Source organism: Pseudacidovorax sp. DMC4 (assembly GCF_056314265.1).
On record NZ_JBQUYR010000014.1, the window covers coordinates 67,811 to 81,682 of the forward strand.

General features: G+C 70.8%; 10 protein-coding genes and 1 riboswitch. Of the genes, 7 read left to right on the forward strand and 3 right to left on the reverse strand.

Annotated elements, in window-relative coordinates; all coding sequences use genetic code 11:
* Positions 1–4: 4 nt before the first annotated feature.
* Entirely contained in the window at positions 5–781 is a 777-nt protein-coding gene (locus ACT54X_RS22975) for a DeoR/GlpR family DNA-binding transcription regulator (protein WP_294368607.1), read from the reverse strand.
* Positions 782–1,110: 329 nt separating this feature from the next.
* Here ACT54X_RS22975 and ACT54X_RS22980 point away from each other — a divergent pair, with 329 nt between their 5' ends.
* The 5 genes from ACT54X_RS22980 (at position 1,111) to ACT54X_RS23000 (ending at position 10,204) form a co-directional block, all read left to right on the forward strand.
* Positions 1,111–3,234, forward strand: a complete 2,124-nt coding sequence (locus tag ACT54X_RS22980) for a LamG-like jellyroll fold domain-containing protein (protein WP_294368609.1) — start codon at positions 1,111–1,113, stop codon at positions 3,232–3,234.
* Between the two features lie 13 nt (positions 3,235–3,247).
* The gene (locus tag ACT54X_RS22985) at positions 3,248–5,494 is read left to right on the forward strand and encodes a phosphocholine-specific phospholipase C (protein WP_476348795.1); all 2,247 of its coding nucleotides are present in this window, start codon (positions 3,248–3,250) and stop codon (positions 5,492–5,494) included.
* 50 nt (positions 5,495–5,544) lie between these two features.
* Positions 5,545–5,754 carry a hypothetical protein gene (locus ACT54X_RS22990; RefSeq protein WP_476348797.1) on the forward strand — a complete coding sequence of 70 codons (210 nt, stop codon included), beginning with the start codon at positions 5,545–5,547 and terminating at the stop codon, positions 5,752–5,754.
* 39 nt (positions 5,755–5,793) lie between these two features.
* Positions 5,794–7,974 carry a phosphocholine-specific phospholipase C gene (locus tag ACT54X_RS22995; protein ID WP_476348799.1) on the forward strand — a complete coding sequence of 727 codons (2,181 nt, stop codon included), beginning with the start codon at positions 5,794–5,796 and terminating at the stop codon, positions 7,972–7,974.
* A 934-nt stretch (positions 7,975–8,908) separates the two neighbouring features.
* Complete coding sequence (locus ACT54X_RS23000; protein WP_476348801.1) at positions 8,909–10,204, forward strand: Hsp70 family protein; 1,296 nt, start codon at positions 8,909–8,911, stop codon at positions 10,202–10,204.
* A gap of 18 nt (positions 10,205–10,222) precedes the next feature.
* Here ACT54X_RS23000 and ACT54X_RS23005 read toward each other — a convergent pair whose 3' ends face one another.
* Complete coding sequence (locus tag ACT54X_RS23005; RefSeq protein WP_354319933.1) at positions 10,223–11,335, reverse strand: HDOD domain-containing protein; 1,113 nt, start codon at positions 11,333–11,335, stop codon at positions 10,223–10,225.
* A 216-nt stretch (positions 11,336–11,551) separates the two neighbouring features.
* A riboswitch (Fluoride riboswitch) is annotated at positions 11,552–11,623 on the forward strand.
* A 79-nt stretch (positions 11,624–11,702) separates the two neighbouring features.
* Between ACT54X_RS23005 and ACT54X_RS23010 the strand changes: the two genes are divergently transcribed.
* Together ACT54X_RS23010 and ACT54X_RS23015 are read left to right on the forward strand one after the other, a co-directional pair.
* On the forward strand, positions 11,703–13,028 hold the full coding sequence (locus ACT54X_RS23010; protein WP_294368621.1) for a voltage-gated chloride channel family protein: 1,326 nt from the start codon (positions 11,703–11,705) through the stop codon (positions 13,026–13,028).
* Positions 13,029–13,128: 100 nt separating this feature from the next.
* Complete coding sequence (locus tag ACT54X_RS23015; RefSeq protein WP_294368623.1) at positions 13,129–13,281, forward strand: hypothetical protein; 153 nt, start codon at positions 13,129–13,131, stop codon at positions 13,279–13,281.
* Between the two features lie 147 nt (positions 13,282–13,428).
* Here ACT54X_RS23015 and ACT54X_RS23020 read toward each other — a convergent pair whose 3' ends face one another.
* On the reverse strand, positions 13,429–13,752 hold the full coding sequence (locus ACT54X_RS23020) for a hypothetical protein (protein ID WP_294368625.1): 324 nt from the start codon (positions 13,750–13,752) through the stop codon (positions 13,429–13,431).
* Between the last annotated feature and the right edge of the window lie 120 nt (positions 13,753–13,872).

Below are 13,872 nucleotides of genomic sequence, written 5' to 3' on the forward strand. Positions count from 1 at the left end.
GGGTTCAGGCGAACACCACCTCGCAGCTCGACGCCATCAGTGCGGCCATGCCCGCGCGCTGTCGCGCACGCGCATCGGTGACCAGCGTGTGCACGCTGCCGATGGGCGCATAGGCGATGCGGCTGCGCTGGCCGATCTTGCTGTGGTCGGCCAGCACGATGCAGCGGCGCGCGGCGGCCACCATGGCGCGCGCCACCTCGGCCTCGGGCCGCTCGAAGCTGCTGGCGCCCTGCTCGGCACAGATGCCCACCGGTGAGAGCAGCGCCACATCGGCGCGGTAGCGCTGGATCTCCGCCACCGTCTGCGCGCCGCAGGTGGCGGGAACCTCGGTCAACAGCTGGCCGCCCAGCAGGATCACCTCGTTGGCACGGCGGCTTTTGTCGTCGCGCGTGAGGTGCCGCGCCACTTCCAGCCCATTGGTCACGATGGTCAGGCCGCTCAGGCCGGCCAGTTCCTGCGCCAGCAGCGCCGTCGTGGTGCCGGCATCGACCAGCAGCGTCTGCCCCGGCCGCAGCAGGCGGGCGGCGGCCCGGGCGATGGCCTTCTTCTCCCGCGCCCGCGTGGCCTGGCGCACGGCCAGCGGCGCCTCGCGACCACTTTCCTCCACGCCCACGCCACCGCCATGCACGCGGCGCAGCGCGCCTTCGGCCTCCAGCGCCTGCAGGTCGCGCCGCACCGTCTCGCGCGAAACGCCCAGCTCCTGCACCAGGCGGTCGGTGCTCACGGCGCCCTGGGTGCCGAGCAGGGTGCGGATTCGGTGGATGCGCGCTTGTTGGAGCATGAAGGTCGCAGCAGAAGGATCGAGGTAAGCACAGCGCCCGCGGCTGCGCGGGAGTTCGAGCACAGGGCAGCACGGCACCGCGCGGGCATCGTACCGGCGAGTAGCTGAACCGGCCCTGTGCGAACGGCCGATCGCAGCGCCAAGCCGGGTGCCGCACCTCAGGTCACGGCACTGACACGGACTGTTGGCAAATTGTGCATTTGAGTCATTTGTTGTGAATTTCCTCCTGCCTCCTCGGGCGGGAGGCAGGCCACGGCAGATGGGGGAAAACACACGCGCCGGCCTTGGACGGCCGCGCGTCCATTCGACCGTTCGAAGAAAGAACCGGCATGCCACGCACGCACCTGTCCTCCCGACCCGCGCCCGCCTGGAAGGCGGGCCTGCTGGGCCTGGCCACCGCCCTCTCGCTCGCCGCCTGCGGCGGGGGTGGCGGCAGCAGCAACCTCGGCCTGATCGCCGCCGCAGGCAGCGGCAGCGGCACCACCACCCCACCTCCCGCCACCGGCGGCAGCACGGCGCCCGCCACACCCGGCAGCAATGCCGGCCGCAGCGGCCCGAAGGTGCTGCTGGTGCAAGTCGACGGCATGACATACGCCGCACTGCGCCAAGTGCAGGCGGCCGGTGCGCTGACCAGCCTGCGCGCCGCGCCCGCCTGGACGGGCGGGATCGCCGGCACGCCCAGCGCCCAGCCCACCACCACCGGCCCGGCCTTCGCCACGCTGCTGACCGGCACCTGGGCGCGCCACGGCGTCGCCTTCGACAGCGCCGACCAGCGCATCGACACCGCGCGTACGCCCACGCTGCTGGCCCAGCTGCGCCAGCGCACGCAGCCCTTCGCCCTTCAGAGCGGCGTGGTCACCAGCAGCACGGTCGCCGCCAGCCTGAGCGCCGACCCCGCCGTGGCGGCCGCCATCGACCGGCGCGTGGACTGCAACGGCGACGACGGCTGCGTCACCACCCGCACGCGCCAGCTCATCGAGGCCGGCATCGACCTCACAGTGGCCGAGTACGGCGCGCCCGCCCGCGCCGCCACCGACGGCCTGGGCAGCGCCGGCTACCGCGCCAGCGTCACCGCCACGGCCGCCGCCGTGCAGCAGCTGCTGGACACCATCGCCCGCCGCCAGGCCAACGACCCGAAGGAAGACTGGCTCGTGCTGCTGACCGCCGACCATGGCCTGGATGCCTTCGGCAGCACCACCGGCAGCCAGTCGCTGGACGACAAGACCAGCTTCGTCGCCAGCAACAAGGCCCTGCCCTCGCTGCCCGCGGTCAACGATGCGCCGCCGGCCGACATCGCCACCCTGCTGCAGGCCGCGGCGGCCACCGACCTCGCGCCCACCGTGCTGCAGCACCTGGGCATACTGCCCGCGCTGGAGCAGCGCGGCTACGACGGCATCGCGCTGCAGGCCGGCACCGCCGTGCGCCAGCTGCGCGCCGTGGCCGGCGCCGACAAGGCCAGCCTGGTGCTCGGCTGGACGATGGCCGGCAACACGCAGGTGCCGGTGAAGGTGTACCGCGACGGCACGCTGATCGCCACCCTGCCCGCCGCCAGTACCCGCTACACCGACAACATCCAGGCCGCCGCGGACGGGCTCTATGCCTACCGCTATACCGTGGTGGCCGGCGACTCGGCCACTGGCGTGCAGGCGCAGATCGCCTACGTCAAGCCCGCGCTGCTCGCGACCACGCTGGTGCAGGGCCTGGCCGCGTACTACCCGCTCAATGCGCTGCCCACCATCGATGCGATCGGCGCCTCGACGATGGCGCCCTGGGCGTCGGACGCCGCCGCCGGCTCGCTGGTGAGCGACGACCCCTTCGTCGCGCCGTACAAGGGCAAGGCGCTGCGCGTGGACAGCACCATCAGGAACGCCAGCGGCATGTCGGGCTACCGCCTGCTGCAGGGCACCGACGTGGCCACCGACAGCAGCGTCACGGCCTACACCCTCGGCTTCTGGCTGCGCACCGACGCCAGCTGCAGCCAGGGCGTGAGCAATGGCGGCACGGTGATCGGCAACAAGAACTACACCACCGGCGCCAACGCGGGCCTGGCCATCGGCTTGTTCGGCGGCTGCGAGATCCGCTTCAACGTCGGCGCCGGCGGCAGCCGTGCCGACAGCAATGGCTACAAGCTCAGCGCCGGCCAGTGGGCCTACGTGGCGGTGGTCATCGACAAGGCCAACCTCAGGATGACCGGCTACGTGCTCGACCCGGCCCTGGGCACGCAGACCGGCAGCGCCACGCTGACCAGCACCCTCGTCGCCCAGCTCGGCGGCCTCAAGAACGGCATCGGCCTCAACGAGGACGGCACCGGCCTGTACTACCAGCGCGAGACCAGCTCGCCGCGCGGCGCCATGGACTTCGACGACTTCGCCATCTGGCGCCGAGCCCTCACGGCCGACGAGATCGCCAGCATGTTCAAGGCGGCGCAGCCGCTGTCCACCCTGCCGCGCTGAAGGAGCCGCCCTCATGAACACCCGCCGCAACTTCCTGCGCGCCTCGGCCACCACGGCCGGTGCTGCCGCCGCCCTGGCCGCCTTTCCGCCCAGCATCCGCCGTGCGCTGGCCATTCCGGCCAACAACGTCACCGGCACCATCAAGGACGTCGAGCATGTGGTCATCCTGATGCAGGAGAACCGCTCCTTCGACCACTACTTCGGCACGCTGCCCGGCGTGCGCGGCTTCGGCGACCGCTTCACCGTGCCGCTGCCGGGCGGCCTGAACGTCTGGCAGCAGAGCGACGGCAACGGCAAAGTCATCCTGCCCTTCCACCTGGACAGCAGCAAGGGCAACGCCCAGCGCGACGGCGGCACGCCGCACGACTGGGACGACAGCCAGAAGGCCTGGGACAACGGCCGCCTGGCGCAATGGCCGCGCTACAAGACCACCAAGGCCATGGGCTACCACCAGGAAGCCGAGGTGCCTTTTCAGTTCGCACTGGCCAATGCCTTCACGCTGTGCGACGCCTACCACTGCGCGATGCACACGGGCACGGATGCCAACCGCTCCTTCCACCTCACTGGCACCAACGGCCCGACGGCGCAGAACGTGGCTTTCGTGCGCAACGAATGGGACTGGCTCGACGGCCGGGCTTCGGCCGTCACCACCGGCTACACCTGGAAGACCTATGCGGAGCGGCTGGAAGACGCCAAGGTCAGCTGGATCTCGTACCAGAACATGCCCGACGAATGGGGCGACAACATGCTGGGCGCCTTCCGCCAGTTCCGCCGGGCCAACCTGGCCTCGCCCTACCCCGTGAGCAGCGGCGGCGCGCCCAACCAGCCCTACTCCAACAGCGGCCAGGCCACACCCTACCGCGCCTACGACCCGGCCACCGACAACGCCGGCAACCCGCTCTACAAGGGCATCGCCAACACGCTGCCGGGCAGCAAGCCCGAGGACTACCTCGACGCCTTCCGACGCGACGTGCGCGAGGGCCGGCTGCCGCAGGTCTCGTGGATCAACGCGCCCTCCATCTACTGCGAGCACCCCGGCCCGTCGAGCCCGGTGCAGGGTGCCTGGTTCATCCAGGAGATCCTGGACGCGCTCACCGCCGTGCCCGAGGTCTGGAGCAAGACGGTGCTGCTGGTGAACTTCGACGAGAACGACGGCTACTTCGACCACGTGCCCTCGCCGTCGGCGCCCTCGCCCAATGGCGACGGCAGCTACGCCGGCAAGACCACGCTGCCCGATTCGGCGCTCGCCGCCGAGTACTTCACCCATGCCGCGCCCGAGGGCAGCACCGGCCAGCCCAAGCCCGACGGCCGCGTGTACGGCCCCGGCCCGCGCGTGCCCATGTACGTGATCTCGCCCTGGAGCCGTGGCGGCTGGGTCAATTCGCAGGTCTTCGACCACACCTCGGTGCTGCGCTTCCTGGAACAGCGCTTCGGCGTGGCGGAGCCCAACATCGGTCCCTTCCGCCGTGCCGTCTGCGGCGACCTCACCAGCGCCTTCAACTTCGTCAACCCCAATGGCGAGCCACTGCCCACGCTGTCGGGCCGCAAGTCGCGCGACCAGGCCGACCAGTTGCGCACGCAGCAGCAGGCGCTGGCACAGATCGTGCCGCCGGCCAACCCGCAGCTGCCACGCCAGGCCGCCGGCACGCGGCCCTCCCGCGCCCTGCCCTACGAGCTGCACACCAGCGCGCGCGTGGATGCCGCCGCCGGCACCGTGCGCCTGATCTTCAGCAACACCGGCAGGCAGGCGGCGGTGTTCCACGTCTACGACCGGCTCAACCTCGGCCGCGTGCCGCGCCGCTACATGGTGGAGGCCGGCAAGCAGCTGGACGACAGCTGGGCCGCCGCCACCGACAACGCGGGCCTGTACGACCTGTGGGTGCTCGGCCCCAACGGTTATCACCGCCACTTCCGCGGCGACCTCAACGCGAGCCGCGCGGCAGGCACGGCCAGTCCGGAACTGCGCGTCTGCTACGACGTGGCCAACGGCAACGTCTACCTGCGCATGCGCAACGACGGCACCGCCGCCTGCACGCTGACGATCCGCGCCAGGGCCTACCGCGACGACGGCCCCTGGACCGCCACCCTGGCACCCGGCGCCACCGCCGAGCAGCACTGGGACCTGGCCGGCAGCGGCCGCTGGTACGACTTCGAGGTCGGCAGCAGCACCGACCCCGCCTTCTACCGCCGCTTCGCCGGCCGCGTCGAGACCGGCGCGCCGTCGGTGAGCGACCCGGCCATGGGCCTGGCCGAACGTTGAGCCGTCCGCCCCACCTCTTCCCTTCCATCCCCGACCACGAGCAACCCACCATGTCCCACACCCTCCTCTCCCTGCGCACCGGCCTCGTCGTGCTGGCCACCTGCGCCGCCCTGTCCGCCTGCGGCGGCAGCGGTGGCGGCAGCGGCTTCGTGCCCGCCGTCGGCGGCAGCACGCCGGGTGCCGGCAACGGCAACACCGGCACCACGCCGCCCGCCACCGGCGACGGCAGCAAGGCACCCGACATGCGCTGCGCACCCTGAGCCCGCCGCCCCACGCAGAACCACGACGACACCCACACCATGAATTCCCGTCGCAAATTCCTCCAGGCCTCGGCCACCTCGGGCATCGCCGCCGCCACGCTGGCGGCCTTTCCGCCCAGCATCCGCAAGGCCCTGGCCATTCCGGCCAACAACGTCACCGGCACCATCAAGGACGTCGAGCACGTGGTCATCCTGATGCAGGAGAACCGCTCCTTCGACAACTACTTCGGCACGCTGATGGGCGTGCGCGGCTTCGGCGACCGCTTCACCATTCCGCTGCCCAAGGGCCTGAACGTGTGGCAGCAGTCCGATGCCAACGGCAAGCCGGTGCTGCCCTACTACCTGGACGGCAGCAAGGGCAACGCCCAGCGGGTGAGCGGCACGCCGCACTCCTGGACCGACGGCCAGAACGCCTGGGACGGCGGGCGCATGTACCAGTGGCCGCGCTACAAGAACACGGCCTCCATGAGCTACTACAAGGAGGCGGAGCTGCCCTTCCAGTTCGCGCTGGCCAATGCCTTCACCATCTGCGACGCCTACCACTGCGCGATGCACACGGGCACCAACTCCAACCGCATGTTCCTGTGGACCGGCACCAACGGCCCCACCGGCGCCAACGTGGCCTCGGTGGTGAACGTGTGGGACGACATCGGCCCTTCGACCCAGGGCTACAACTGGAAGACCTATCCCGAGCGGCTGGAAGCGGCCAAGGTGAGCTGGATGGTCTACCAGTTCATGCCCGACAACTTCACCGACAACCCGCTGGCCGGCTTCGTGCAGTACCGCAAGGCCAACGAGGCCTCGGGCAAGCCGGTGAGCAACGACGCCGCCTCGCCGGCCTACGACCCGGCCAGCGACAACGCGGGCAACCCGCTCTACAAGGGCATCGCCAACACCATGCCCGACGGCGGCCTGCTGGGGACCTTCAAGCAGGACATCAAGAACGGCAAGCTGCCGCAGGTGTCGTGGATCGTGGCACCGGCCACCTATTCCGAGCACCCCGGCCCCTCGAGCCCGGTGCAGGGCGCCTGGTACATCCAGGAGGTGCTGGACGCGCTCACCGCCGTGCCCGAGGTGTGGAGCAAGACGGTGCTCTTCGTCAACTTCGACGAGAACGACGGGTACTTCGACCATGTGCCCTCGCCCTCGGCCCCCTCGCCTAACGGCGACGGAACCTTTGCGGGCAAGACCACGCTGCCCGAGGCCGACGTCGCCTTCGAGCGCTTCACGCATCCGGTGGCTTCGCCCGGCCAGCCGGTGCCGGACGGCAAGGTCTACGGCCCCGGCATCCGCGTGCCCATGTACGTGATCTCGCCGTGGAGCCGTGGTGGCTGGGTCAACTCGCAGGTCTTCGACCACACCTCGGTGCTGCGCTTCCTGGAGCAGCGCTTCGGCGTGATGGAGCCCAACATCAGCGCCTACCGGCGTGCGGTGTGCGGTGACCTGACCAGCGCCTTCAACTTCGCGAACCCCAACAACGAGGCCCTGCCCACGCTGGCCGGCCGCAAGACCCAGGCCGAGGCGGACCAGCTTCGCGCCCAGCAGCAAGCGCTGGCCCAGATCGTGCCGCCCACCACGCAGCAGCTGCCGCGCCAGGCCACCGGCACGCGGCCCTCGCGCGCCCTGCCCTACGAGCTGCACACCAGCGCGCGCGTGGATGCATCGGCGGGCACCGTGCGGCTGATCTTCAGCAACACGGGCAAGCAGGCGGCGGTGTTCCATGTCTACGACAAGCTCAACCTGGACCGCCTGCCGCGCCGCTACATGGTGGAACCTGGCAAGCAGCTGGAGGACAGTTGGGCCGTCGCCACCGACAACGCGGGCCTGTACGACCTGTGGGTGCTCGGCCCCAACGGTTATCACCGCCACTTCCGCGGCGACCTGAACGCGCTGCGCGCGGGCGGCGCGGCCAACCCGGAGCTGCGCGTGTGCTACGACGTGGCCAATGGCAACGTGTACCTGAAGATGCTCAACGGCGGCAGCGGTGCGTGCAGTTTCACCATCCGCGCCAAGGCCTATCGCAACGACGGGCCGTGGACGGCGACGGTGGCCGCGGGTGCCAGCGCCGAGCAGCACTGGGACCTGTCGGGCAGTGGCCGCTGGTACGACTTCGCGGTCACCAGCAGTGCCGATCCGAGCTTCTACCGCCGCTTCGCAGGCCGCGTGGAGACCGGCGCGCCGTCGGTGAGCGATCCGGCGATGGGGCTGCAGGACCTTTGAGTCCGGCTGCGTCGGTCGCGCCGGGTTGTTGAGCTGTTGAGCTGTTGAGCTGATTGGCTGTTTGGCTCATGCGCTCCTGAGCGCTTCGAAGGCTCCTGCACGGGTGCGGTCTCCATGCGCAAGTCATGGGACGGTGACCCGGCAGAGGGCACCGGCATGCGCGCTCCCGGTGCACGCTCGCGCCGACCGGCTTGCTGCACCGGGCGGGTGCCCGCTCTCCACCGACGCGCCTTCTGCACTGCACGGCGCCGCGAATGGCACCTCCGCACGCACACCGGCACCCTCCGCCTCGACGCTGCGCCCGAACGGCCGGGTTCTGCCGCCCGGGTCCCCACTCCGTTCGCCCTGAGCTTATCGAAGGGCAGGGCGGCGCGCGGCGCAAATGCCCGGCGCCGCTTGACCCGCCCGCGTGCTGCCCACAGGGCCGAGGCTTCGACAGTCTCAGCCCGAACGGGGTGGGGTCGACTGGCCGGCATTACCTCCAGGGCCCCAACGACCCAACGCCCGAAGCGACTGAAGGACCCCAAGCCCAAGCCCAAGCCCAAGCCCAAGCCCAAGCCCAAAGGACCCAAAGGGCCAAGGCTTGAAACCGGGAGGGCTCGCGCGCAGCGTCGAGGCGGAGGATGCCGGTGTGCGTGCGGAGGTGCCATTCGCGGCGCCGTGCAGTGCCCCAAGCACGTCGGTGGAGAGCGAGCGCCTGTGTGGTGAGGCAAGCCGGTCAGCGCGAGCGTGCACCGGGAGCGCGCATGCCGGCGTCCTCTGCCGGGTTAGCGACACGCCGGTCGATCACCCGAACCAGCGATTGATCACCCGAGTCAACGGTCGATCACCAGAGTCAGCGATCGATCACCCGGCCCAGCACTTGCTCAGCCCATCGACCCACGGCCACAAAAGGCGCACCCCCTAGAATCCGCGCCCTTTGCCCGCCCCTGCCATGACCGCTCCGTCCTGCTGCGCCATCGACTTCGGCACCTCCAACTCCGCCATCGCCCTGCCCCAGGCCGACGGCAGCGCGCGGCTGGTGCTGGTGGAGGACGGGCGGCCCACCATGCCGACCACCGTCTTCTACGACGTCGAAGACCTCGAAGGCCACGAGCCGCCGCGCCAGCTGCATGGCCGGGCCGCCCTGGCCGCCTATGTGGAAGGCCGCGAGGGTCGGCTGATGCGCTCGATGAAGAGCATCCTGGGCTCGGGCCTGGCCGAGCAGTCCACCGAAGTGGGCGAAGGTCGCTCGGTGCGCTACCTCGACGTGATCGGCGACTACCTGCGGCACCTGCGCCACCTCGGCGAACAGACCGCCGGCGGGCCGCTGGCGCGCGTGGTGCTCGGCCGTCCCGTGCACTTCGTCGACGAGGACCCCGCGCGCGACGCCAAGGCCCAGGCCTCGCTGGAGGCCGCGGCGCGCGAGGTGGGCTTTGCCGAGGTCCACTTCCAGTTCGAGCCCATCGCCGCCGCGCTTGACCACGAGCAGTCGGTCTCGCAGGAAGAGCTCGTTCTGGTGGCCGACATCGGCGGCGGTACCTCCGACTTCTCGCTGGTGCGCGTGGGGCCGCAGCGGCGCGAGCGCCTCGATCGCAAGGACGACATCCTGGCCAACCACGGCGTGCACGTGGCCGGCACCGACTTCGACCGCCGGCTGGACCTGGCCGCGATCCTGCCGCTGTGCGGCTACCGGGCGCTGGGCCCGGCCCGTCCGGGCGAGCGCCCGCGCGAAGTGCCCAACGCGGTGTACTTCGACCTTGCGACCTGGCACCTGATCAACGGCGTCTACGCCACCAATCGCGTGCTCGAGCTGCAGCGCATGCGCAGCTTCTATGCCGACGCGCGGCTGCACGCCCGCCTGATGCATGTGGTGCAGGCCCGCCTGGGCCACGCGCTGCTGGCGCGCGCCGAGGCCGCCAAGATCGCCGTGGCCGAGGGCGGCGCCACCACGCTGGGGCTGGACCTGATCGAGCCCGGCCTGGCCACGCCGCTGGACGCCGCCACCGCGCTCGGCGCGCTGGACGCCGACCTGCAGCGCATCGCCGACGCCGCCGTCGAGACGCTGGCCCAGGCCGGCGTGACGGCGCAGGACGTGCGCACGCTCTACTTCACCGGGGGCTCCACTGGCCTGCGCGCGCTCACCGAACGGATCGCCCAGGTGGTGCCCGGGGCACGCGTGGTGCGCGGCGACCGGGAATCGAGCGTGGCCCGCGGCCTCGGGCTGCACGCCTTGCGCGTCTTCGGCTGAGCAGCGGGCGTCGGCGCGTCAGACGCGCAGGCCCTCCAGAGTCCGCTCTTCCCGCAGCAGGGCGGGCAAAGGCGCCAACGCCGGCAGGCCCAGGTAGCTGCGCACATGGTGGAAGTCCGGGTCGCTGTCGAACACGGCGTCCAGCTCCTGCGGCCCGAGGAACTGGCCGCAGGCCAGGCGCTCGCCGATGCGGGCGCAGAGGTAGCCGAGCGCAAGGGCGGGTGCGCGCGCTGGCGGCGCCGCCTCCAGCGGCGTGACCAGCACCGATTCGAGCGCCCAGGCATCCGCCGCCAGGTGGGCGGGCAGCTTCCATTCGCGCATCAGCAGCTGCCCGAGGGCGCCGGCCGACACGCCCCAATGGGCCTGCTGAAGCCGCAGGCGCGGCAACAGCGCGCCGGGCGCCACCGCGTCGTCGGGCGCGCGGCTCGCGTGCTGGAAGGTGGTCGCGGCCAGGTGGCCCACGAAGGAGATCACGACGCCGGTGGCCAGCGCGCCGGGATCCTCCAGCTGCAGGCGCGGTGCCAGGCGCAGGCACAGCGCGCCCGCCAGGCCGCCCGAGGCATCCAGCGTGTCCAGCACCCGGCGGCCGAAGGGCGAGCCGCTGTTGAAGGACATGCCCAGCATGTGCCGCAGGCAGATGTTGCGCACCGTGGTCAGCCCCAGGAAGGTGATGGCCTGGCTCACGCTGGCCACTGGCTGGCGTACGCCGTAGAGCGGCGAGTTGACGGCCGCCATCACCTTGGCGGCCACCAGCGGCTCGCCCATCACCAGCGCCGCCAGCTCCGAGGCGCCGGCGCGCGACACGAAGTCGGGCGACACCAGCTGCTGCAACGCGCGCGGCGGCGGCGGGATCTCGCGCAGCACCGTGCGCACGCGACGTGCCTGCTCCTCCAGCAGCGCGTCGGCGGCGGTGAGCTGGAAGCTGGCCAACTGCTCGGGCAGGCCGCCCGTGGGCGGCGGCGCGTAGGCCTGGAGTGCGGCGTCGGGGCCGGCCTCCACCTCGCGCCATTCGAACTCGGGTGCCAGCGGCGCAGGCGCGGTCGCCGTGCGGCGCGGGGCGGGCGCGGGCACGCCGGGCGCGTCGGCGCGGCCAGTCAACGAGCGCCACCAATGCTGCCAGCGGCTCGTCATGCGATGCGGCCGCCCCCATGAGCCTGCCACCCGGCCGGACGCACCGGTCCCCCGGCGATGGACCAGTGGGGGACGGACGGACACAGGCACATGGTGGCGGAGGGTCGTGAGGTGCACGGCGCACCCGGAGTGGGCGGCGCACCAGGAAATGAAACCAAAGGAATTATTAACGCTTTGTTTCAATTGGCGCAACGGGCCCGACCCAACGCTATGATCGGCGGCCCTGGAGATGGCATTCCTCCATGAACCGCCGTGGCGCCTGCCGCGGCTGATGATGCCTACATGCCCCTGACCTCGTCGGGAAGCTGTAGGCGTTCGCGTCCGCACTCGACGGCTGGGTCAGGTCCCTTTCCTTCGCATCGACGACATGACCCGACATTCCCGCTTCGAGCAGCTCGCCCTGCTGCGCTCGGTCGCCAAGTGGCTGCCCCTGGCCAGCCTGGTGGCCGCGCTGGCCGGCTCGGCCTCCGCCTTTTTCCTCTTCGCACTGGACGCCGCCACGCGATGGCGAGAGACGCATCCGGCCATCATCTGGCTGTTGCCCTTGGCCGGCGCGGCCGTGGGCTGGATCTACTGGCGCCTGGGCAAGCAGGTCGAGGCGGGCAACAACCTCATCATCGACGAGATCCACGACCCCCAGAAGACCGTGCCGCTGCGCATGGCGCCGCTGGTGCTGGGCGGCACGGTGGTGTCGCACCTGTTCGGCGCCTCGGTGGGGCGCGAAGGCACCGCGGTGCAGATGGGCGGTGCGCTGGCCGACCAGCTGACGCGCCTGTTCCGGCTGGACAACGAGGACCGGCGCATCCTGCTGATGGCGGGCATCGCGGCCGGCTTCTCGTCGGTGTTCGGCACGCCGCTGGCGGGCGCCCTCTTCGGCCTGGAGGTGCTGGCCATCGGTCGCATGCGCTACGACGCGCTCTTTCCGTGCACCGTGGCGGCCATCGTGGCCGACCAGGTCGGCCAGGCCTGGGGTGTGCACCACACGCATTACGTGGTCGGCAGCGTGGCGCCGGTGACGCTGTGGAGCGTGCTGGCGGTCACGCTGGCGGGCATCGCCTTCGGCCTCGTCGGCCGGGCGTTCGCCGTGGCCACGCACCGGCTGGGCGGCTGGGTGCGGCGCTGCATCGCCTACCCGCCGCTGCGCCCCTTCGCGGGCGGCATGGTGGTGGCGGTCGCGGTGTGGGCACTGGACGCGCACCGCTACATCGGCCTGGGCATTCCGACCATCGTGGCGGCCTTCGAGGGTCCGCTGCCACCGTGGGACTTCCTGGGCAAGATGGCCTTCACCATCGTCTCGCTGGGCACCGGCTTCAAGGGCGGCGAGGTGACGCCGCTGTTCTACATCGGCGCCACGCTGGGCAATGCGCTGGCGCCGCTTCTGCACATGCCGGTGTCGATGCTGGCGGGCATCGGCTTCGTGGCGGTGTTCGCGGGCGCGGCCAACACGCCGGTGGCGACGATCGTGATGGCGGTGGAACTCTTCGGGCCGGCCATCGGCCCACTGGCGGCCATCGGCTGCCTGGCCAGCTACCTCAGTTCCGGCCACACCGGCATCTACCACGCCCAGCGCGTGGGCAATGGCAAGTACCGGCCGGCGCTGCCCGAGGGGCTGCGACTGTCGGAGATCGCGCAGTACCGGCTGCAGGCCAAGGCCGCGCACGCCAAGGCGAGCGAGCCCCAAAAGCAGAGCTGAGCACCGGCCGGAGCCGTGCCCGCTGGCTTCGGCAGGGCCTCTCGGTCGTCGCCTCCGACTATCAGCGCCTCGGCGGCGCCCGGGCCGTATTGCCGACGAGGTGATCATCACGGGCAAGTCGCAGAGCTTAACCTCGTCAATCGGCGCCAGCCGCCTCGCGGCCGAGTACGCGCCAGACCTGGAGCTGCGCGCCGCCATCGCGGTGGTAGCGGTTAGTGGCGCCGCAGATCTGGCGATTAAGTTCAGCGATTGATGAGTGATCAGACAGCCGACCGACCCCACATCGCTCCAGGCACCACTGACCTGGAACGGGCCAGCAGGAGCCCCCGAACGGGAATCCAAAGGCGATCAAGCGGCTGCATGCAGCCGAATGCTGTTCGCGTACGCCGGGACGCCGGGCTCATTCACCTTCCGATTGGTCGAGCGGTATTTCCCTGACGGCTGCCTCCGCAAGAAGCTCGAAGACGGCCGCGCCACCGCGAAATGGACCGGCACGATAGGCGTTCAACACAAGCTGCAGCCGCTTCTGGACCTTTTCATTGGTACCTCCCGCGTGCAGTCTCTCCCGCTGAAGACAGTACTTCCTGTGCTTTTCGATGGTATCCATCTGCTGACGGGTCACCCGGAAGTGATGCAGGAGGCCAAAAGCCTGGTCGTTGAAGCCTTCGCGCTGAAGTTCGTCCAGGAGTTCGATCGTGCGTTTCGGAGATGCCATGAGTTGCATTCGGACAGTTCAGATGAATGCCGTAGCAGCAGCCGTCCAGTCAGGCGCTCGGCGCCGCCCAGGCCGCTGCCAATGGTTGACGGCAAGGGTCCCGCCTGAGCCGACAGGACTCCGAAGAAT